Origin of the sequence: Blautia coccoides, from assembly GCF_034355335.1 — a bacterium.
Lineage (GTDB): Bacteria > Bacillota > Clostridia > Lachnospirales > Lachnospiraceae > Blautia > Blautia producta.
Genome location: NZ_CP136422.1, coordinates 1,607,560 through 1,628,675, shown reverse-complemented (window position 1 = coordinate 1,628,675; position 21,116 = coordinate 1,607,560). Strand labels below are relative to the sequence as shown.

Sequence of the window (21,116 nt, the reverse complement as noted above, 5' to 3'; positions counted from 1 at the left end):
TCTACCTCCATCCAAACCTCTACTCTATATTGTTCATTTCACGTATATGGATCTGCTTCACTTTCCTGGTTGCAAAAATGGTGGCTGCAATGATCCCCACCAACAGTATTCCCGGATAAACGCCGTATACCTGCCAGGGCACAACCTGGATCTCAACACTGGCTCCCATGATGGCAAAGATCGGTTTCAGCACAAACTGATTGCTCAGAAGAGACAGGGGTACCGCTGCGATCATGGATACCAGAACCACCCAAACCATGCGTAGAATCTGCCATTTACGGATACTCCTGTTTCTGAACCCCACACTTTTCATCATGGCGATCTCCCCTTTTTCCCTCACGATAAAGAGTTTTTCCATGAGTGCAGTGATCAGCATGATGATGGCGCAGAGCAGGCCCGTCATAGGGAGAAGAAGGTCTGATAAGGAATCCTGGATGCCACCCACATTCTGATCCACCAGAGCCTGTGCATCGGCCCATTCATAGCCGGGAAACTTCTCCTGGAGTTCTTTTGCCAGCTCCTTCTGTGTCTTATCTGTATCCATATCCACCAGAATATTCCAGTAATCCGCCAACATTTCATCCTTCATATCAATGACCGGATTCAGTCTGCCTGACTGTCCTAACTGCATGTAATCAGAGTATGTGCCTGTTATGATGAATGTTTTGTTTTTACTGCCGATCCTTACATCTACCCAGTCACCAATGTTCCATTTATTCTGCTTCAAAACCGTTTCTGAGAGTGCGATCTCGTTTTCCAGCCTTGGGGCCTCACCCTTGTCATAAATCAGATAATCGTTGTCCTGACCCAGATTCTGTAATACCAAAAGCTTTTGATCTGAGGCCGTTCCATCCCTTGAAACTTTCAAAAAGTAAAAGGGAATTCCCGTGAGTTTAGCATCGTATCCCTCTTCCTTCATCTCCTGTTCTACACGCTGCATTCCCTTTAGCAGATCCTCTTTATTTCTGTAATTCCCCTCACTTGGCTGCTCTATCCTTCTTACATATACCGCGCTGTGTGGGTTCAGGGCAAATTTTACTACCATCTCACTGCTCCTCATGGTGTTGATGGTGTTCAGCGGAATGGTGATCAGCACAAAGCTGATACAGAATGTGATCATGAGTACCAGATACCGCCGCATATGGGTGAGCATATCGTTCAGTCCCAGGAACATGGGAACAGACATTTTCCCTCTCCGGTTCAGTCTGATCCCGGCCCGCCTGCCGTATCTCTCCCCTGACTTTCCGCCTCGGACAGCAGCGATCGCCGAAATCTTATCCAGCTTTCCGGTACAGATATAACAGAAAAGCATGACCAGAAAGATGATACACCCGGAACAAATGAGGTTTACCCACAGATTGGAACCGCTTTCCTCCATGATCATATTTCGGCTGACACTTTTCACCATGGCCCGGCTGACCGGGACACTAACTGTAAAGCCCACCACAGTACCTGCTGACACGAGAACCAGATACTTTATGAGATATACTTTTTTTACTACAAAATTCCGAAATCCCACAGCCTTCATGATCCCGATCTCCCGGTATTCCTCCTCCATGGTAAACATCAGTGTAAAGCGGAGTACCAGAAGTGCAATAAGGATCAGGCAGATACCTACGAGGATCAAAAGGGCAGCCATGATCATATCGAAGGAATAGATCATGTCGTATGTGCCCTTTGTGACAGTACTTAAAACAGTTGTAAAATCCTGTTCATTCAGCGCCCTCACAAACTCTGTCTCATGATCTGTCATGACCAGATACATACTGATATCTTCTGCATGTTCGTCTTTATGGAATGTATGATAATCCTCTTTGCTTAAAATGATACGGTTCATTCCGGTCATATCATTTCCAAAAGCCGCGTCCTTCATCTGCTGGGCAACCGTCAGTTCTTTTTCTGTATCTCCCACGGAAATGACAATTTTATCCCCCGTCTTCAGATGATTTCTCTCCATGGCATCCCTTGTCATGGCAGCCTGCCCGGCCTTCAGGGAAAAAGACTTTCCGTCCGGGTCAAAGACCTTGCAGTATTCCATCCCCACAGCGCTTATATACACAGAGGTTCCTGCGGTATCGTACTCCTTTTTCTTTCCGTTTTTTACAATTTTTATATCCTGGTCATTGAGGGCGATCAGGCTGCTCTTTCCATATTCCTTTATGTCCCCATACTGACTGTCCAGCCATTTTTCCGCCTTTTCATTCTCTGTTTCTCCCCGCATGATAAAATTCACACCGGGGATTTTTGAGTAGCTTGTGTAATGATCAATGGCTGAACTCACAACCAGGATATTGTTCACGCTGCTGGCCAGAAAAATGGTTGCAATGGTGATAAACAGAAACAGTATCACATTGACTCCCTTTCTCCTCAGCAAATCCTTCTTTAATATTCTGTAAAGCATTTGGCTATCCTTCCCTTTCCTGTTTTCTGAGTTGATTATAACCCGGCAATTATGAAAAAATCCTTAAATCGGATTCCTTTTATTTACACACAGAAAACTTTCCGGATTATCCTATACAAATCTACTGTTATAAAGTATAATCATACCAGACAGTCAAAACATTTTTCAAACAATAAAAGGGGGCATTTTTTTATGAAACGATATGTTATGTTCGCGTAGCAGAGGCTATTGCGAATTATGATACCATATAGAATAGCCTTTGCGAATCCTGGAACTAAAATAACCGAGGAGGACAGGATGAGCTACAAAAAGGCTGATAAGATCCTTCCAAAAGAATTGTTGGAACTGATACAGCAGTACGTGGAGGGTGAGAGCATCTATATTCCCAGGAGGACAGAAAATAGACGTTCCTGGGGAGACGGCACGGGCATCCGGCAGGAAATCGCAGCGCGCAATGCCATGCTGTACCGTGATTACCGAAACGGCGCAGACCCAGCGGGACTGGCAGATAAATACTGCCTGTCTTTGAAAAGCGTACAGAGGATCTTATTACAGGAAAAAAGGAAATAGGTAATAATAGAAATATAAAAGGACAGCATAACCTGCAGGAATGCGTTATGCTGTTCTTTTTTGTTTACACTCCGTAACTGTTCAGTGCCTTCACAGTCACAGACAAAAGTTCGGAGAGAATTGACTGCAGCGGTGGGATTTTTCCTCATTCTCTTTTAGAAAAAAGTTTAAGGTGGATACCGCCGTCACCTCCCGCTATAATATCCCCATACCTAAAAAGGAGGAATCCATCATGCTGGAACCCAAGAAAAATGCATAGCAGAGGCTATTGCATTATAACAATTCTATAGTGAAATAGCCTTTGCAGATCCTGAACCGATAAAAATCGAAAGGAATATGCATATGAGCTATTTAAAGGAGGAGACATGGACCATTACACCTGCCTCTTCGTATAAAATCATCAGAAACTGTCCAAAATGCGGCACAAAATCTCTCTTTCAAAGTACCGGGGATTTCCGCATCAATGCCAATGGAAAATGTATTGATATCTGGCTGATCTATCAGTGTGAAAAGTGCAGGTCCACCTATAATCTGACAGTTTTTGAACGTATCAGCCCCAAAAAACTGTCGCAGGAATTATATAAAAAATTCCAGGAAAATGACAGCAGTCTTGCACTGGAGATCGGAACAGACAGAGAAGTTTTTGAGAAAAACAGAGCTGTTGTGAAGGAAGAATCTGTCTCATATATGGTAGATAAAAAAGATACAGAAACACCCGTTTCTTTACAAATATCGGATGAAAACCACTGTATCATCTGCATAAGAAATCCTCACAGCCTGAAAATCCGGGCCGATAAATTTCTGGCAGAGCAGCTTTCCATCTCCCGGTCAAAGATGAAACGCCTGATCACAGACGGGGTATTACAGGGAAGTAATAACGAGAATCTGGAAAAAATCCATATCACCGATGGCTTGATCATCCTTCTCAAAACGGATGTTTGAGCAGATACCTAAAAACGGCAGGGAAAGCCTTATACTTTGCTTTCCCTGCCGTGATCCATATTTTTTTATCCTGCGATGTCTGCTGCAGGGGAACTGTCCCCCTTTATTTTCTCTATGGTCCATCCTGTCTGTGCACATATCAGGGACACAATGGGATTGATCAAATTCAGGAAACAAAATGGTGCGTAGATACCTGTTGTCACTCCCAGAACGCCTGACAGGAATGCGGCATCTGTCCCCCACGGAACAAAAGGAGCACACAGTGTTCCGGTATCCTCCAAAGCTCTTGAAAGATTCTTTGGATGCAGTCCCCGCTCTCTGTATATGTCTTTGAACATCCTGCCCGGAATGATCAGTGCCACATACTGCACACCTGTGGCGAAATTGGTAAAGATCGTAGACAAAAGGGTTGCTGTTATGACTGTGGAATCTTTCTTCGCATTCCTTAGGGCACGCTCTATGACTGTGTTCACCATGCCGCTTTTCTCCACGATCCCTGCAAAGGAAAGTGAGATCAGGATCAGGCAGATAATCTCCATCATACTGGTCATGCCGCCCCTGTTCAGCAGTTTATCCACCTCCGACACTCCTGTCTCAATAGAAAATCCGGAGAAAGCGGAGGTGATCACAGACTGCAGTTCAGCCCTCTGGAAAGCCAGTGCAAACACACATCCCAGTAATGCCACCGCGATGAGCCCCGGCAGGGCCGGTATCTTTTTGATCACCATGACGATGACCAGCACAGGCGGTATCAGCATAATAGGAGAGATATAGAAAATGTCTTTCAGCGTAGATGTATACAGCTCTACCAGGGAGTAGTCAAAATTATTTCCTGCAAATTTAATGCCGATAATACCATATATGATAAGCGCTATAATAAAACTTGGCCCTGTTGTATAGATCATATGTCTTATGTGTGTAAAGATATCTGTTCCGGCCATAGCTGGTGCCAGATTAGTCGTGTCTGACAGAGGGGACATTTTATCACCAAAGTATGCGCCTGATATGATGGCACCTGCCGTCATACCCGCCGGAACGCCCAGCCCGCTGCCGATTCCCATGAGTGCCACACCGATAGTCCCCACTGTGGACCAGGAACTTCCGGTAGCTGTGGCGATCACTGCACAGATCAGACAGCTTGCCAGCAGAAATACCGACGGGGACAAGATTTTAAGCCCATAATAAATCATGGTGGGCACAATGCCGCCCAGCAGCCAGACGCCGATGATCACACCGATCGCCAGCAGGATCAGGATTGCCGGCACGGCTGCCTTGATGGTGTCACCGATCCCATCCTGCAGTTCATTCCAGGAATAACCGGAACCCACAGCCACAATTCCGGCCACAATGGCTGCGATGAGCATTGCCACATGAGCCGGCCCCCCAAGACCAACAGTCACTGTGAGAAGCGCAGCAACTACAAATGCGAATACAAACACTGATTTTGTAAATGTCATATTTTTCTGCCGTTCTTTTTTTCCGCCGCTCATAATCTTCCGTCTCCTTTTTCCGCTTCTCTCTCTATCATCTCTGCTGTATCAAAGACGATTCCTTTTACCGCTCTTTCTTTGTACCGTTTTTCCGCCTCTGTTATCTTTAATTTGGATTCTCTGGCCCTGCTTGTCCGAATGGACTTTATTTTCTGAGACAGCCATTGGGCAGCTTCCTCTTTTTTCTCCTCGGACTTCCCGCCCAACAGACAGGCACATTCAAACTCCACCGGTCTTACATCCACTGCCCCTATGAAGCCTTTCATATCCGTGTATCCATTATCCCCCTCTTTCCAGGATATGCATAGGGAAATCTGAGCAATGGTCACTTCTCTTCTGCTCCCCAGTTTGGCAAAACAGCTTTTTTGCCCCTCCTCCACAGGAAGCCAGATGGATGTGAGAAGTTCATTTCTGCCAAGAACTGTGCGTCCGTTTTCTGTAAGAAATTTTTTCGCTTCCACATAGCGGAGTCCATCTTTCCCTAAAATCTCTAACTTCCCTCCATACAGGAAAACGCATGGCATAATATCACCCGCCGGTGAAGCGTTCGCCAGGCTTCCCCCCAGTGTCCCCTTGTTGCGTATCTGCTGGGACCCTACCCGGCTGCAGGCCATGGCAAGCCCTGTAAAATATTCTCTGACAAGAGGGTTTTCCGCTGCCTGTCCATGGGTTGCCATCGCCCCGATCTTCAGCCAATCCCCCTGTCTTTCTATGTTTCCCAGCATTTCTAACTGACACAGGCTTAAATAAATATCCGGTTCCTTTTTTCCTGACCGGATCTTCGGAAGCAAATCTGTACCTCCGGCCAGAATAACGGATCTGTCCGTCAGCCTCTCTAATTCCCTCTCCAGTTCCTCCCAGCTCTTCGGCTGCAAATATTCTGTGCTCATGTGGCACCTCCCATTTCGCTTTCGGCTGCCTCCTGTATGGCATCCTTTATTTCCCGGTACCCGGAACATCTGCAGATATTACCGGCAATTGCCCGTTTTATCTCCTCCTGGGTAGGAGTTGGATTATGAAGGAGGAGTGCTTTTGCTGACATCACCATTCCGCTGGTGCAGAATCCGCACTGGATGGCGCTTTTTTTGATAAATGCTTTCTGGATGGCATCCATCTCCCCGTTCTTTTCCAGCCCTTCAATGGTGAGCAGTTCACTGTCCTCCAACTGCCCTGCAACTGTAAGGCAGGAGTGGATGGCCTGTCCGTTTAAAATCACGGTGCAGGCTCCGCACTCTCCTTCCCCGCAGCCTTCCTTTGTCCCCGTCAGATGCAGGTTTTCTCTGATAAAATCCAAAAGCCGTTTTTCTCCCGGAACCTCCATAGTTTTCTCTTCCCCGTTTAATGTAAAATGCAATATCATACGATTCTTTCCTCCAATGCTTCCAAAATGACCGCCGGGGTCAGGGGGAGCCTAGTCAGATTAGTCCCCAGTGCGTCGTTGACTCCCGCTACTATAGCCGGCGCCACAGGCACCACCACCACTTCCCCTATGGATTTCGCCCCAAACGGACCGCTGTTCTCAGGTTCCTCGATCAGCAGAGTCTGATAATCCGGCAGGTCACAGGCATTGGCCACCTCATAGTTTTTAAAGTTCGTTATGAGTGTCTGCCCGGTCTTTGGATGTATTTTGATCTCCTCACAAAGTGCCATTCCCATTCCCTGCTGTATGCCGCTTCCAATCTGCCCCTTGCAGAGATCAGGATTGATGGCTTTGCCAATATCATGTACGGAGAGACAGTCCATGATTTTTGTCATGCCGGTATAGGTATCCACCCTTACCTCGGTAAAATGAGCGGCGGCCACACCCGGATTTTCTCCGGCATTGGTGGTGTTTGCATAGTAGATATCCTGTCCCATGGTCTGTATGGAATACCGGATGACCTCCTTCAGGGATATCCTCACCGCCTCATCCATCTCCTTAAAAAATTCTCCTGACCGGTAGCGGAGAAAACTCCTGTTGCATCCAAGGGCTGCCGCTGCCGTCTCTCTTGCCATTTTCAGAATGTGTTCGCAGCACTGTTTGACAGACTGTCCCAGGGAATACACAGTCCTGCTGGCATAGCAACCATAATCATAGAGACTATTCTGGGTATCCGCCTCGTTCAGCTCAATTTTATCCAGGCTGATCTCCATAATCTCCGACGCAATCTTTTTCATTGCCATGACTGTTCCGCAGCCATGGTCATGTATTCCCACGTGGATGATCAGGCTGCCGTCCTCCTGGATCCTGGCGGCTGTGGAGGAGACATCCACCCTATAGGGGTAAAAGGAACTGGTATGGGAGGCCAGCGCCATGCCCACTCCATAGCGGTATCTCCTCTGCTCCCTGTTTCTCTTTCTGCACGCTTCCTTCCTTTTTTCCCATCCAAAAGTCTCCCGGCCCTTCAGCAGGCATTCCCTGAAATGTACATTTCCCACTGGAATCTTATGTACTACCTCCGTCTCATAGGGATACAGGATATTTTTCAGCCTAAACTCCACAGGATCTATCCCCATCTCCCTGCACACCATATTCCAGTGGTTCTCCAAAAGCAAAGCCTCCTCACAAGAACCCCAGCTCCGAAAACTTCCGTTGATGGGGGGGTTGGTACAGACCACCCGGCTGTCAAAATGTATATTGGGCATACGGTACACTTTTGCTATTTTTTCTCCGATAGTGGAGGCATACCCCCTGGATACGGTGAGATAAGCTCCTGCGTCCAGTGTACAGGACATGGAAAGCCCCGCTATGGTTCCGTCCTTCCGGATCTTGCTCTTCACCGTTCCGTCTAGATTGTGTTTCATCATGGTATTCACGATCTGCTCTTCTCTTGTATAAACCAGCTTTACATCTGCCTCCAGCATTCTGGCCGCATATGCGGTCAATGGCTCCAGCAGTGTCTCCTGTCTGACGCCGAAGGAACCTCCCATAGGGGCTTTTATGACCCGGACCCTGGCGTAAGGCATTCCCAGGTATTCCGCAACTGTGCTCCTGACACCAAACACAGACTGACAGCCTGACCATATGGTGAGCTTTTGGGAGGCGGCGTCATAAGCTGCTCTGCAGGACTGGGTCTCCATGGCCAGATGTGTCATTCTTCCTATATGGGACCTGCTTTCATGACAAAAATCTCCCCCGGCTTCCTCAAAGTTCCCGTATTCAAACGATGGAACCTCGTAAACATTGCCGCCTGCATGCAGGGGCAATGCCTCCGGCGCTGCCGCCTCCTCCACTGATATGGCTGCGGGAAGATTTTCATACTCAACTGTGATCAGTTCACACGCTTTTGCCGCAGTCTCCTCTGTGACTGCCACAACCGCAGCCACCCTTTCCCCCAGAAAACGGATATGCCTGTCAAACAGCTTTTCCTGGTTGGGAACATTTTCCCACGCCTCCACTCTGCCCCTGTCATAACAGGTGCCCGGTGTGTTTTCACAGGAATACACTGCTACCACCCCCGGAAGTGCCAGCGCTTCGTCTGTATTTATGCGGCGGATGATCCCATGGGGAATGGTGCCTGCTTTCAGCCGCATATGCAGCATATCCAAAGACTGCATATCACTACAATATTTGACCCGCCCGGTCACTTTGCCGTATGCCTGGTCATTTGACAGTTCCTTTCCTATCACTTTGTAATTTTCCATTTTTTCACCATCCATTACCTCTCGGATTTTATTTGTTCCAGCATATAGGAAAATCATCAAAAAAATATCAAAAAAGAAGTGTCAAAAAAATTGATTTTCATTGTAATCTTTTGACACTGAATTTATAATAATAATCATAACTGTTCAGTACCCTTACAGTTATGAGCAAAAATCCATGCAAATCGCCTTTGGCGATGGAATTTTTGCCTGGCTGCTAAATGTTTTCTTACGGTCAGCGCAGTAAATGCGCAGACCTACTGAATAGTTACTAATAATCAATACTATAACAAAGCCTTATATCAGGAGGTATCTTATGAGTCAGCAATTGGCAGTATCAATGCTGGGAAACCCATCCATCCTGCTGGACGGGTCACCCCTTGTTTTTCCCTATCGGCAGGCAGAGGCCATACTGTATTACCTTTTTCTGAACAAAGCAGGGAATAAATATACGCTGGCTGACCTCATATGGGAAGATAAATGTACGGAGGAGAAGACAAATTCAAACCTTAGAAACGCCTTTTATATCATCCGTAAGAATCTCGGAAAGGATTTCCTGGTAAAAGAATCCGGAGATATCATTAAGATCAATCCCGCCTTCTCCCTGACTATTGACACAGACTGTTTTCTGAAAAACGGGGATGATCTGTCGCTGTACAGAGGTGATTTTCTGGAGGGATTTTATCTGAAAAATAATATATCCTTTAATGAATGGGTTACTAATAACCGCCAGGTTTTTAAAGCGCACTACTTAAAAAAACTACACTGTGCCATCTCCCATCACTTTGATTCCGGGAATTATGAACTCTGTGAGTCTCTCTGCCAAAAACAGATGTTGATCAATGAATTTGATGAGACTGCCTACAAATATCTGATGCAGATCTACCTTTCCAGAAAAGAATATACACAGGCCCTGCACATCTATAACCGTCTGGAATCCCTGCTGGAACAGGAACTTTTCGAGACACCCGCAAAAGATATACAGGACCTGGCTTTTGTCATTGAGCAGACCTGGAACGAGGAAGTGAATAAGATTCTGGAGGGCCGAAAGGAATTAAAATCTCAGGAACGCGTCTCCTCTGTCTTCTGCGGAAGAGAAGCTGAACTGGAGCGCATAGAAAAGAATCTTTCCTCTCTTGGACAAAGTGTACCGGTACAGCACCTGCTGCTCATAGGGGAAGCCGGAGTTGGCAAGACACGGCTTGCGAAACAGGCACTTTCCGCTCAACCCCTGCCTGCAGATTCTCTTTTACTAACTTCCCGCTGCTATTGCGCGGAAGAGAAATACATATTAAAACCCTGGCAGAAGCCTGCCCGGGAACTATTGCAGTACCTGGCAGACACAGAAAATACAGCGCAGCATATTTCTCTAGTGCAGAGTATACAGGCCCTGTTCCCCTTCACTCAGGAACAGTGCCATCCCATGCCGGACGCGGATGATATCTCCACACTGGATTACAAAAGCATTCAGAGTATCTTTGTCAATGGCCTGATCCGTCTGTCCTCCGGTGTACCTCTGATCTTCTTTTTTGATGATATACAATGGGCAGACAAGGTGAGCCTGTCACTCATGCGCGACATTATCACCAGTCTGAAAGATTACAGCCGGCAGAATCTCTTTTTTCTTTTCACTGCCCGCAGCAGCTTGGAAGGGGATGCTGAACGTTTTTCGGAGGATATGTGTTCCATCGGACAATTAGAACACATTACAGTGAATCGTTTTGATTATGGTGATACCATATTCCTTGCCTCCCGTCTCCTTCCCGGTTATGTCTTTACAGACAATGTAAAGGAACAGCTATTCCACGAAACGGAAGGCAATGCACTTTTTATCACGGAAGCTGTCAATACAATAAAGTACCATGGCTCTCCCGATGATATCACTCCCAATATGCGCAATATCATTAAGCAGCGCATAGCTCCTATTCCTGCGGAATACCGCCAGATCATGAATTTGGTATCTATATTTTTTGACGGAGTATCTTATGACTGTCTCTCCGTTCTTTCCCGGAAAGAGGATTTTGAACTGGTAGAAATCCTTGAATACCTTCTGGACAAGGATTTGCTAAAAGAAGATGCGGACCAGGAAAATACCTTTTTTTCCTTCTCCCATCAAAAGATCCTGGAGTATGTGTACGACGAAATGTCCTGGACGAAAAAGAGGATCCTCCACAATAAAGCGGGCCATTATTTTGAGAGCCGCCTCTGCGCAGGCCCTGCTGATATGGCACTGTATCCCAAACTGATCTTTCATTTTGAAAGGGGCGCCAACAGGCAGAAATATCTGAAATATGCTGTGAAATACCTATATAATTACCTGAACGTCACCCATGAATTTTTTCCTATTATCGGACATAATCTGACTCTATTTACCCTGGATATGAGGGAGGAGACAAGTGACCGGCTGTCCGCTGACCTGAGCAGCATCGAAGAACTTCTTTATGCTGTGGAAAATAAAGTAAATGAATCCTCTTTTGAACTCTTTGACGGGGAGAATTCCGGGGAAGAACAGCTGGAAATACTGTCGGATTATCTGCACATGATAGGGCGTCATTATATACGGATATGCAGCTATGAGAAAGGTCTTTTTTATATTTTAAAGTTAAAAGAACTGAATCAGAAAACCCCTTCCACTTTTCGGCTCACTAAGCTTCTGCAGGCAAACCGCCAGTTGATCTGTGTATATATCAACCGCTATGAACCTGATAAAATGGAAGAGGTTGTATCGGAATCCCTGCAGCTTCTCTCACCTACGGATTTCTCTGATGAGACAGCAATCTGGAAGCGGCTGCAGGGTCTCGGTGATATCATGAAAGGCAGTCTGGAAAAGGGAATTTCCCATCTGCAGGATGCCATTGAAATTTTCAGCAGTTCCCCCGCCAGAGACGAGCATCTATACAATCTGGCCGCTGCCTATTCCTGGATCGGAGAGGCATTCCGGCATTCCATGGCATACGAAAAGGCAATGGAATGCTATGAAAAGGCTCTGCAGATCGGCGGCAGCAACTTCCTGGTCAGCGGGGTATCGGTATTCTACGCCTATGCGGGAATGGCCGCTTATGACAGCGGCAGCCTTTGTTCTGCGGAAAAATATCTGACAGAGTCCATTGCCCGCTACGAGCAGGGAAATCTTATGTGGGGACGCAGTCTTCCATATTCCTACTATTCCCAGATACTCCTGGAAAAAGGAGAATGGGATAAGGCACTGAACCATCTGGAAACTGCGCTGGGTTATGCAGAAAAGCTGCAAAATCCTTATGAAAAGGGAGTTATATACCGCATCTACGCACAGATAAAAGCGGGAGTCTATCCGGCAGGCGAGAACAACATTTCCGTTCAGAATGCGCTTCCCTCTGACGCTGCATATTATTACCATGAGGCGCGCCGCATGCTCCGGGATGTCTACTCTCCGGTGGATGAACAATATCTGGATGCTGTCGAAAAAATAGTATCTGAGCTTTAATGAAAACTTAAAGCTGTTCCGGCTTTTAACAGTCGGAAAACCTGTTCTGCCGTATCTGCCATATTCTCCCTGGCATTTAATGGTTTCATGGCCTCATCCAGTGTGCATACCCCCCGCAGGATAGGGAAGAAGGCATCAATCCCTTTTTCATTACAGGCAATGGCGTCCCTTGTCACGCTTCCCGCAAACGCAATGACTGGTTTTCCATGCTTTTTCGCAAGCTCTGCCACACCTACAGGGGCTTTTCCCATAGCCGTCTGGCCATCCAGCCTGCCTTCCCCGGTGATGACCAGGTCGGCCTCTTTTATATAGTCCTCCAGTCCGGTCTCCTCCAGAACGATTTTGATCCCGGACTCCAAAACAGCGTTGGTAAATGTGAGAAAGGCAAATCCAAGCCCCCCGGCAGCCCCTGTGCCCGGCTGCATGGGATCAGCTTTTTGGAAGCTCTTCTGTGCCAGTGAGGCGTACCGCTCCAGCCACTCATCCATCTGAACGATCATAGACGGTGTGGCACCTTTCTGCGGACCGTAAACGGCACTGCATCCCTGCTCCCCGCACAGCACATTCGTCACATCACAGGCAACTCTGAACTGGCATTCTTCAAGTCCGGGTACAACATGATCTGCAGTGACCGATACCAGTTCAGAAAGCCCCTCTGCCCCGTATCTGACCTGTTCTCCCGCCGCGTTCAGAAAACCGTATCCCAGTGCCTGCAGCATACCGATACCGCCGTCATTGGTGGCGCTTCCTCCTATCCCCACAATAAATCTTCTACAGCCTTTTTCTATGGCATCCCTTATCACCTCACCCACACCATACGTTGTGGTGTGAAGGGGATTTCTCTCCCCGGGTGTAAGCAGTGTGATGCCCGCCGCACCTGACATCTCAACAATAGCTGTCTTTGTGTCCTCAATGATACCATATTCACATGTTACCGGCTTTCCGAGAGGACCTGTGACCGTGACGCGCTGTATCTTTCCGTCCATGCCTCCTGCCAGCGCTTCCACAGTGCCCTCACCCCCATCTGCCAGCGGCCGGACGTTCACTTTCGCCCCGGGAAATACCCGTAAAATCCCTTCCCGGGCAGCACTGCCTGCCTCCATGGACGACAGACTTCCCTTCAATGAATCAATAGCTGTGACTACTCTCATATTCTTATCCTCCGATAATTCTTTTTTCTAATATAACAAAAAATGAATTTTCCTGATATGTTATATGTAATATTTTTTTTAATATTTTTCATAATTTTATAGTATATATACTAATAATCTGTTATACTTTATCAAAACGTGATGTTTCTTGCAATGTATTACTCAATGTATCACACAAGATATCACTCAACGCTTAACCATACAGGGGGAATCAGTTATGGAGAATCCTATTGATAAAAAATTGGCACAGCAGATTGTAGACACGGTAAAAGATGTGTGTGGACAAAATGTAAATTTCATTGATCATACAGGCATCATCTATGCCAGCACAGATGAAAAAAGAATCGGAAGTTTTCATGAAATCGGAAAGCAGGCCGCAGAAAAAGGAGAGATGATGGAAGTGGATACTGACAGCCTGTTTGCCGGAACCCAGAAGGGGGTCAACCTGCCGGTCTTTCACAACGGTTCCTTTGTGGCTGTCATAGGCATCAGCGGCCCGCCGGACCAGGTGCGCAAATACGCCTATCTGGCTGAACGCATCACCGGTCTTCTGATCCGGGAACGGGAGCTTAACACCTTCAGCCGCACCCAGGCGGAGAAAATGCACTATGTGATCCATTCCCTCATCAATCAAGAGAACCTTTCCAAGGCTTACCTTCTGGATCTGCTGGAACATTTCAGGATCAGCAGGCATGGCAGATACCGGCTTCTTTTGATCCATATCCGCTCCGACAGGTCACCCATGAATACCTCGGAAGCAGAACAAAAGATCCAACAGATGTTTTCCCGCACAGGTATTACACTCTTCACCTTCAACTATCCCAGTGAATATCTGGCTGTACTGGACAACAGCAGGTTTCCTGCCATCTCCCCCCTATTGGAACAATTTTCTGTCTCCCAGAACGGAAAGCTGAAAATGGCCGTGGGAAAAAGCTGTCCTGTCTTTCAGCTATCGGATTCCTGCAGTACGGGAGCCGCCGCGCTGAAAAGCATCGCCTCCTCCGCTGCCCGGCATTATGCTGTCTTTGACGACCTTACCCTGGAGCTGATACTCGCCTCCGTAGATGAAGGATGTCGGACAGAATATCTCCACAAAACCCTGGATTCGCTGGATGGGGAGGACATATCTCTTCTTTCTGCCTACTTTGAGGAGGACATGTCTCTGGGGCACACCAGCAGCAGGCTGTTTCTTCACAAGAATACACTCCAGTACAAACTGGACCGCATTTACAAAAAATGCGGACTGAACCCCAGAAAATTCCGGGACGCAGCAGTGCTTTATCTGGCACTGAAGCTCACCTGATCTCCCGCGGATACTCGCCCTTTTGCGCATTTTATTAGCGGAAGAGCCTCCGTAAGGGAATGGATCACAGTAACCCCCTCACAGGATTTATCCCCCTGTCTGTCCAGCAGCACAGGGGTGATTCCCGCCCTGACAGCTCCCGCAACATCAGAGGTGACAGAGTCCCCGATGTGGATGACTTCCTCCGCATTCAGACCGCTGACCTCCAGCGCTTTTAAAAAGATTTCCTCATGAGGTTTGTAAGCCCTCACCATATCTCCGCAGATAATACCCGCCGGGTGCAGATCCTTGTCCCGCATGCCTTCCTCCACATAGGAAAGCCCATTGTTGCTGATAACAAAGATGGGAACGCTGCATTTGTCAAAGAATTCCTTTGTGTCGGGAAATGCTGGGGCATACATCCAGAAACGCTGACAGAGCCTGTGAAGCTCCGCGAAATTTTCTTTCAAATGGATCTTCTCTGCGCACTCCGCCAGTGCCCTGTCCACGATCTCATCTTCTGTGATATAACTTTCTTTATAACTGACAGCTTCATAAGCTTTGATCAGTTTCCACCAGTAGGCCAGCATTGCCTCCATACTCTCTATATCACTGTTTTTCCAGCATCGCTTCAGCATCTCCATGCCGTCCGGTCCGCCCTCTTCAATAATAGTACCTGTATAATCTAAAAATACTGCTTTGATCATCTATTTACTCCCTGTCTTTTTAAATTCTGCCTGACTTCTGAATCATTACCATGTATTCTCATTTCTACTCAAAGAAAAACTTTGTTTTCTTTTCTGCCGCTGCAGGTCTTTTTCATTTTTATCGAGGCCGCCCTCAGCATGATCTGGTTTACATTTCTTGCCTTCTGGGGACAAACAGTAATGCAGCGCATACAGGAGATACATTTTTCCTTGTCCACCTCCGACGGGTTCTGCGCCGGTATGGCCCCCACCGGGCATTTTGCCGCACAGACCCCGCATTTGGTACAGCGTTTTCCGGCTTTCGGCTTCAGAGGAATGCCGCTGTAATTTCTATAGGGTTTATTTCCCGGTACCTTTACTTTCTCTCCTCTGTTATGCCTCTCCAGCTTCTCTTTTATTCTTTTGGAAAACTCCCCCAGCTCTACCCTGTCCTTTTCATCCGGTCTTCCGGCTCCGAACTGCCTCATAACAGAATGTTCAGCCACGGCCGCTGCTGCTGCCGTACAGTGAAATCCTGCATCTGTGAGAGCTTCCTCAAGCTCCAGCAGTGTGTCATCATACTCCCTGTTTCCGTATACTGCCACAGGGACAGCCTGCGCTCCCCCACCTTTCATCTGTCTGACCGCATCCAGGGCCGCCTTAGGCACCCTTCCCCCGAAAGACGGAACTCCCACAACGCAGATATCCTCCTTATCAAAAACATACCTGGTATAATCACCCTGAAAAACAGACAGATCGATCTCCTGCTTTTCTTCCTCCCAGGCTCTGCACAGTATATCTGTCACCGTTTTCGTTCCCCCTGTGGGGCTGAAATAAATATCATATAATTTCATTTTCTGTCCTTTCCTTCACCTTCGCCAGACATACATCCATCATTTCCTCCGCGTCTCTCCACAGCTCTGCCACCAGTTTCAGGCTGCTGCTGGCCGGATCAAGATAATAGAAATTCATGGTTCCCCGCCTGCTGACCGTAATGATCCCGGCTTCCATCAATATCTTCAAATGATGGGATACCGCAGTGCGGGATATATTGGTGTTCCTCTGAATCTGCCCCACACGCAGTCCGCCCTCCCCGCAGTGCTCAATCAGGGTTCGGATGATATGCTGCCTGGTCTCATCTCCAACCGCAGAGAGCGCAGGCTGACAAAGCACAAATTTTTCCGCAAAAAGTTTCCTGCGTTCCTCCAGCGTGATTCCTTCCATGCTCTTCCTCCAATGGTCAATATTTATCGACTATTATAGAATAGATTGGCCCCCACTTCAACATTGGTAAAGAAAATCAGGTTCATTAAATCAAAAAGACCGCTGCACAGTCCGTCTGAAAACTGTGCAGCGGTTCTAAAAAAAATCAATGGCATTTGCTCCATCCGCAGCTCTTACAGATATTGCATCCCTCCTCAAAGACGAGGGCCTCCCCGCATTCGGGACAGTATATCTTGTCCGTCTCCGGTCCGGTCACAGCCTTGGCTTTCGGGGCCTTCTTCTGAGACCGCCCGCCCAGGTCTTTTTCCTTCCGAGTAAGTTCTGCCTGCATTTCGTTATACATATCCATCAGGGCATTTCCCACTGCCATCGGGCAGCATGCCCCTTTGCTGGTATCCTTTCTGGTCACGCGGCGCGCTGTGTAGGAAGGACAGGAACCGCTGGAATTGAGCTGATCCACAATGGTCTCAATATCAATCCCGCCTCTGGCACTGATGGAGATCATACGGGACAGCCCCACCATGAAATTGTTACAGCCTCCTGTAGAACCCTTGCTCAGATAGGTTTCTAGCAGCGCACCGGTATGAGGATCAAAGAGCGCGATACAGTGAAGGCTTCCGCATCCGGTGATGAGCTTGCGCTTCTTGCCCACCACGTCGTCTGTGACAAGAATGATGTCCCCGCGCTTCAGCCCTTCTCCTGCCGCCACCTTTTTTGTCTCCTTGGTATTCAGTATCCCGGTCCTCTTACAGCCGTCACGGAAGATAGTGATCCCCTTTAATCCGCTCTCATAAGCGTACAGATACAGACTCTCTGTCTCCTCCACGGTAAAACTGTTCGGCACATTCACTGTGGAGCTGATAGATGCGTCGATATGCTTCTGCCATACAGACTGCATATCAATCCTCTGGCGGTAATCCAGTGTCATGGCTGTGACAAAGTATTCCGGCAGGGATTTGTCATCCTTTATCTCAAACTGCTTCATATAATTTTCCACGATCTTTGTATACACCTTGTAATATACATCGGTTCCGTGCAGGGATTCCGTCTTCCGCTCATAGTAATTGGCATACACCGGTTCAATTCCCCCGGAAATCCCCAGCATGGTAGACAGGGTTCCCGTTGGCGCGATCGTCAGAAGCTGTGAATTGCGCATACCGTATTTGCTGACAAGTCCCCTTGTCTTTTCCGTAGTATTTGCTGTAAAATATGGGGTCTCCATGATCTCTTCCACACAGCAGGCAGGAAAGGCACCTTTCTCCCTGGCAAGTTTTGCGGAGGCGGCAATGGCTGCATCCGCCATGGCAAATCCTATCTTATCGCACATTTCCACAGCCTCAGCCTCTCCGTAGGTGATGCCCAGCTTGATCAGGGCATCCGCCAGTCCCATGATACCAAGCCCGATCTGACGCCATTTTTCCACACTTTTTCTCTGCTCCTCCAGCGGATGCAGGGGCAGCCCCTCTTCCAGGACCTCATTCAGTGCGTTTACAGACGCCTGCACGCACTTCTTAAAGCTGTCAAAATCAAAAAACGCGGTATCTGTAAACGGATTCTGTACGAACTCCGCCAGATTCACACTTCCCAGCAGACAGCTTCCCCCTGCCGGCAGCGGCTCCTCTGCGCATGGATTTACGCCTGCATAGGCAAAGTCCTCTGTATTGCTCAACAGGTTCCAGCCTGTAATGCGGTCCCAGAACAAAGCTCCCGGCTCCGCGTAATCCCAGTTTGTCTCCGCGATCCTTCGGAACAGTTCTCTGGCATTCACTGTCTTTTCGATAACTTCCCCTGTAACTTCACGAGTGTAGTGCAGAAGATAGTCCTTATTTTCCTTTACCGCTTCCATAAAATCCTCATGGATACGGATGGAAATATTGGCCTTTGTCACCTTGTCCAGGTCTGTCTTAAGATCAATAAATTCCTGCACATCCGGATGGGAACAGTCAATAGAGATCATCAGCGCGCCCCGCCTTCCGTTCTGCCCGATCAGAGAAGTAACAAGAGAATACAGCTCCATAAAAGACACGGAGCCGCTGGTCTCTTTGGCCGCATTGTTTATTTTTGCCCCTCTGGGACTCAATTTTGATATATCAATGCCGCATCCTCCGCCATAGCTGTAGGTACGCGCCAATTTTCTAGCACAGTCAAAAATACTCTCAATCTCATCCTCTGGTGGTTCAATGACGTAACAATTGGAATATGTCACCTTTCTGTTCTGCTTCTGAAGTCCTCTGTTTGAGAGAATCCTTCCGCCAAACAAAAATTTTCTCTGTCTGATATACTCTTTGATCTCTTCATTTCCCCCACTGATCCTTGTAAGCCAAGCCTCGAAATCCTCGTCTTCACAGCAGTATTTCTTTGCCCAGATATCCATACCAAGCTGGTTCTCCTCACCCAGCCACTCTTCTATTGTCATATGATCGCTCCTTATCCAGATTTAGTCAACGATTTTTATATTACCACAATATATAGGGCAAATCAAGGTATGAAACTGAAGTTTTTGCATCTATGCTGTATTCCTGCAATAATTCAAACAGGACTGCGCACAAACTTTTTGTTTATGCGCAGTCCCTGTTGTCTTCTATTCCACACAGTCGTTCTGCACGGTGGGAAAAGAAGACGCGGATCCTCTGTAATTTTTCGGACTGATACCATATCTCTGTTTAAATATCTTGGAGAAGGTCAGGGGATTTTCATACCCCACCTCAGCCGCGATCTGATTGATGGGAAACTCTGTATTCTTCAGCATGGTCACCGCTTTCTCCATGCGCAGATTAACAAGAAACTGCTGAGGGGAGCACCCTATCATTTTCTTAAAGCTCTTTGCCAGATAGCTTCTGTTGATGCCTATCCGCTCTGCCAGATCATTGACTTTGACTTTTCTGTTATAATTCTCCGCCAGAAATTCCTTTGCATAGTTTACGTAGGCCGCCGCGGAATAAGAATATGTGTCCTGATTTTTATGCAGCACCTGGTATTCCTCGATCAGTTCAGAGAGAAACCACTGCATCATGCTGTTTCTCCTCAACTCATTTACCAGGGTGAGCTGAGGTATCTCCAGCATTTTTCGGATGATCCCGTGGAGACGCTCTGTACATGCCACCTGCCTGACTAACCGCTGCTGCCCAAATCCTGCCTTAGCCAGACATTCATAGGCTTTCAGGCCGGAAAAACCGATCCACATATAAACCCACGGCTCCTCCTGATCTGCCCGGTAGCTGCCTTTCCTGTACGGCGGAATTAAAAATGCGTCATTTTCTCCCAGATGAAAGGTCTGGTCATCAATCTCCAGTATTCCCTTTCCTCTCAAAATAATATGAATGAGGTAGATAGAACGCTTCGGGGGACTATGGAAATAAGCCGGCCGGCACTCCTCAATCCCGCAGTAATTCAGCGCCAGCTCCACGGAGTCCTGGCTTTCATTGTCTAAAAAAGCTTTGAATCTCAGATTCATCCCCGGATCATGTTCCATTTTTCCTCCTGTCTATCTGTCCATCCACCATTTCAGCACATCCTGGATCTGCTCATCCCAGCAGTCCCAGGTATGGCTTCCCTCAGACTCCTTTACGGTCACTTCAATTCCCAGTTCTTTCATGTGCTCCCAGGTATGTAGATTGTCCTCATAAAGAAAGTCCTGCCTGCCGCACCACGCATAGAGTCTTGGCATTTCTTTTTCCGTAGCTTTTCTCTCGGCAGCCAGCTCCCACAGGTCATTGTCAGAACCTCTGACAGACTCTCCGCTTCCGAAAATGCCGTTCCAGAATGCCTGCTCCTCCGGTTCCTCCTGTCTGTGCCTTTCCAGACTGGCCGCAAGGTCTAAAGCCCCCGACAGAGCTGCCCCCGCGCCAAAATTTTCACTGCCGTCAAGGGCCGCTTTCCATGCGCCGTATCCGCCCATTGACACCCCTGCCGCCAGAATATCCTCTTTCTTATCAGAGATATTGGGGAAGAATTCCCGGCAGATACCCGGAAGCTCTCTGCACAGGAAGGTCTGGTAACGCATACCGTACTTTGTGTCTGTATACCACCCCAATTGAACTTCCGGCATGATCACTGCGATTCCCAGTTCACTGACGTAGCGTTCAATGGAGGTTCGCCGGCACCATGTGGTATGGTCATCTGTCATACCGTGCAGCAGAAACACTGCCGGGTATTTCCCTTCCCTCACCGTGCCTGTCATACCAATCTGACGGCTGGTCCTCTGGGGAAGGATCACGGACATCTGTGTGCACATTCCCAGCACTTCAGAGAAAAAATCAACTTGAAGCAAAGCCATACATCCTACC

General features: G+C 47.7%; 16 protein-coding genes. 4 read left to right on the top strand and 12 right to left on the bottom strand.

The genetic code is table 11. The features are described from left to right. Positions 1-19 precede the first annotated feature (19 nt). On the bottom strand, positions 20-2,401 hold the full coding sequence (locus BLCOC_RS07100; protein WP_115624856.1) for an ABC transporter permease: 2,382 nt from the start codon (positions 2,399-2,401) through the stop codon (positions 20-22). A gap of 297 nt (positions 2,402-2,698) precedes the next feature. Between BLCOC_RS07100 and BLCOC_RS07095 the strand changes: the two genes are divergently transcribed. Beyond that, a complete protein-coding gene (locus BLCOC_RS07095; RefSeq protein WP_018593862.1) occupies positions 2,699-2,971 on the top strand; it encodes a CD3324 family protein in 273 nt (90 codons plus the stop codon). A gap of 342 nt (positions 2,972-3,313) precedes the next feature. Next, positions 3,314-3,913 (top strand): DUF1062 domain-containing protein, encoded by a 600-nt coding sequence (locus BLCOC_RS07090; protein WP_165907218.1) that lies wholly within the window; start codon positions 3,314-3,316, stop codon positions 3,911-3,913. A gap of 65 nt (positions 3,914-3,978) precedes the next feature. Here the strand turns inward: BLCOC_RS07090 and nhaC are convergent, their stop codons facing one another. From nhaC to BLCOC_RS07070, 4 genes are read right to left on the bottom strand one after another with little or no spacing between them, the layout of a single operon-like run. Continuing rightward, a complete protein-coding gene (gene nhaC, locus BLCOC_RS07085; RefSeq protein WP_115624854.1) occupies positions 3,979-5,403 on the bottom strand; it encodes a Na+/H+ antiporter NhaC in 1,425 nt (474 codons plus the stop codon). After that, positions 5,400-6,293, bottom strand: coding sequence for an FAD binding domain-containing protein (locus BLCOC_RS07080; protein ID WP_165907217.1), 894 nt, complete (start codon positions 6,291-6,293; stop codon positions 5,400-5,402). The genes nhaC and BLCOC_RS07080 overlap by 4 nt, the downstream gene beginning before the upstream one ends. After that, positions 6,290-6,763, bottom strand: coding sequence for a (2Fe-2S)-binding protein (locus tag BLCOC_RS07075; protein WP_115624852.1), 474 nt, complete (start codon positions 6,761-6,763; stop codon positions 6,290-6,292). The genes BLCOC_RS07080 and BLCOC_RS07075 overlap by 4 nt, the downstream gene beginning before the upstream one ends. After that, the gene (locus BLCOC_RS07070) at positions 6,760-9,027 is read right to left on the bottom strand and encodes a xanthine dehydrogenase family protein molybdopterin-binding subunit (RefSeq protein ID WP_165907216.1); all 2,268 of its coding nucleotides are present in this window, start codon (positions 9,025-9,027) and stop codon (positions 6,760-6,762) included. Before BLCOC_RS07070 ends, BLCOC_RS07075 begins: the two co-directional genes overlap by 4 nt. A 313-nt stretch (positions 9,028-9,340) precedes the next feature. Here BLCOC_RS07070 and BLCOC_RS07065 point away from each other — a divergent pair, with 313 nt between their 5' ends. Continuing rightward, entirely contained in the window at positions 9,341-12,487 is a 3,147-nt protein-coding gene (locus BLCOC_RS07065; RefSeq protein WP_115624850.1) for an AAA family ATPase, read from the top strand. On the opposite strand, the gene BLCOC_RS07060 is transcribed toward BLCOC_RS07065, so the two are convergent. Beyond that, positions 12,484-13,638, bottom strand: a complete 1,155-nt coding sequence (locus BLCOC_RS07060) for a glycerate kinase family protein (protein ID WP_115624849.1) — start codon at positions 13,636-13,638, stop codon at positions 12,484-12,486. The genes BLCOC_RS07065 and BLCOC_RS07060 overlap by 4 nt on opposite strands. Positions 13,639-13,855: 217 nt before the next feature. Between BLCOC_RS07060 and BLCOC_RS07055 the strand changes: the two genes are divergently transcribed. After that, positions 13,856-14,941 (top strand): CdaR family transcriptional regulator, encoded by a 1,086-nt coding sequence (locus BLCOC_RS07055; protein ID WP_115624848.1) that lies wholly within the window; start codon positions 13,856-13,858, stop codon positions 14,939-14,941. Here the strand turns inward: BLCOC_RS07055 and BLCOC_RS07050 are convergent. The 6 genes from BLCOC_RS07050 to BLCOC_RS07025 form a co-directional block, all read right to left on the bottom strand. After that, positions 14,917-15,627: an HAD family hydrolase gene (locus BLCOC_RS07050; protein WP_115624847.1), complete on the bottom strand. Its 711-nt coding sequence runs from the start codon at positions 15,625-15,627 to the stop codon at positions 14,917-14,919. The two genes, BLCOC_RS07055 and BLCOC_RS07050, sit on opposite strands and share 25 nt — an antisense overlap. Positions 15,628-15,695: 68 nt before the next feature. After that, a complete protein-coding gene (locus BLCOC_RS07045; protein WP_115624846.1) occupies positions 15,696-16,460 on the bottom strand; it encodes an EFR1 family ferrodoxin in 765 nt (254 codons plus the stop codon). Beyond that, a complete protein-coding gene (locus BLCOC_RS07040; protein ID WP_018593873.1) occupies positions 16,447-16,830 on the bottom strand; it encodes an ArsR/SmtB family transcription factor in 384 nt (127 codons plus the stop codon). The genes BLCOC_RS07045 and BLCOC_RS07040 overlap by 14 nt, the downstream gene beginning before the upstream one ends. Positions 16,831-16,975: 145 nt before the next feature. After that, entirely contained in the window at positions 16,976-19,246 is a 2,271-nt protein-coding gene (locus BLCOC_RS07035) for an adenosylcobalamin-dependent ribonucleoside-diphosphate reductase (protein ID WP_115624845.1), read from the bottom strand. Between the two features lie 165 nt (positions 19,247-19,411). Then, positions 19,412-20,302, bottom strand: a complete 891-nt coding sequence (locus tag BLCOC_RS07030) for an AraC family transcriptional regulator (protein ID WP_115624844.1) — start codon at positions 20,300-20,302, stop codon at positions 19,412-19,414. 12 nt (positions 20,303-20,314) lie between these two features. Then, a complete protein-coding gene (locus tag BLCOC_RS07025) occupies positions 20,315-21,106 on the bottom strand; it encodes an alpha/beta hydrolase (RefSeq protein WP_115624843.1) in 792 nt (263 codons plus the stop codon). Positions 21,107-21,116: the final 10 nt, after the last annotated feature.

What these genes read in the sequence shown, in the direction of transcription:
- BLCOC_RS07100 (WP_115624856.1), bottom strand. Translation starts at nt 2,401, where the DNA reads ATGCTTTACAGAATATTAAAGAAGGATTTGCTGAGGAGAAAGGGAGTC.
- BLCOC_RS07095 (WP_018593862.1), top strand. Translation starts at nt 2,699, where the DNA reads ATGAGCTACAAAAAGGCTGATAAGATCCTTCCAAAAGAATTGTTGGAA.
- BLCOC_RS07090 (WP_165907218.1), top strand. Translation starts at nt 3,314, where the DNA reads ATGAGCTATTTAAAGGAGGAGACATGGACCATTACACCTGCCTCTTCG.
- nhaC (WP_115624854.1), bottom strand. Translation starts at nt 5,403, where the DNA reads ATGAGCGGCGGAAAAAAAGAACGGCAGAAAAATATGACATTTACAAAA.
- BLCOC_RS07080 (WP_165907217.1), bottom strand. Translation starts at nt 6,293, where the DNA reads ATGAGCACAGAATATTTGCAGCCGAAGAGCTGGGAGGAACTGGAGAGG.
- BLCOC_RS07075 (WP_115624852.1), bottom strand. Translation starts at nt 6,763, where the DNA reads ATGATATTGCATTTTACATTAAACGGGGAAGAGAAAACTATGGAGGTT.
- BLCOC_RS07070 (WP_165907216.1), bottom strand. Translation starts at nt 9,027, where the DNA reads ATGGAAAATTACAAAGTGATAGGAAAGGAACTGTCAAATGACCAGGCA.
- BLCOC_RS07065 (WP_115624850.1), top strand. Translation starts at nt 9,341, where the DNA reads ATGAGTCAGCAATTGGCAGTATCAATGCTGGGAAACCCATCCATCCTG.
- BLCOC_RS07060 (WP_115624849.1), bottom strand. Translation starts at nt 13,638, where the DNA reads ATGAGAGTAGTCACAGCTATTGATTCATTGAAGGGAAGTCTGTCGTCC.
- BLCOC_RS07055 (WP_115624848.1), top strand. Translation starts at nt 13,856, where the DNA reads ATGGAGAATCCTATTGATAAAAAATTGGCACAGCAGATTGTAGACACG.
- BLCOC_RS07050 (WP_115624847.1), bottom strand. Translation starts at nt 15,627, where the DNA reads ATGATCAAAGCAGTATTTTTAGATTATACAGGTACTATTATTGAAGAG.
- BLCOC_RS07045 (WP_115624846.1), bottom strand. Translation starts at nt 16,460, where the DNA reads ATGAAATTATATGATATTTATTTCAGCCCCACAGGGGGAACGAAAACG.
- BLCOC_RS07040 (WP_018593873.1), bottom strand. Translation starts at nt 16,830, where the DNA reads ATGGAAGGAATCACGCTGGAGGAACGCAGGAAACTTTTTGCGGAAAAA.
- BLCOC_RS07035 (WP_115624845.1), bottom strand. Translation starts at nt 19,246, where the DNA reads ATGACAATAGAAGAGTGGCTGGGTGAGGAGAACCAGCTTGGTATGGAT.
- BLCOC_RS07030 (WP_115624844.1), bottom strand. Translation starts at nt 20,302, where the DNA reads ATGGAACATGATCCGGGGATGAATCTGAGATTCAAAGCTTTTTTAGAC.
- BLCOC_RS07025 (WP_115624843.1), bottom strand. Translation starts at nt 21,106, where the DNA reads ATGGCTTTGCTTCAAGTTGATTTTTTCTCTGAAGTGCTGGGAATGTGC.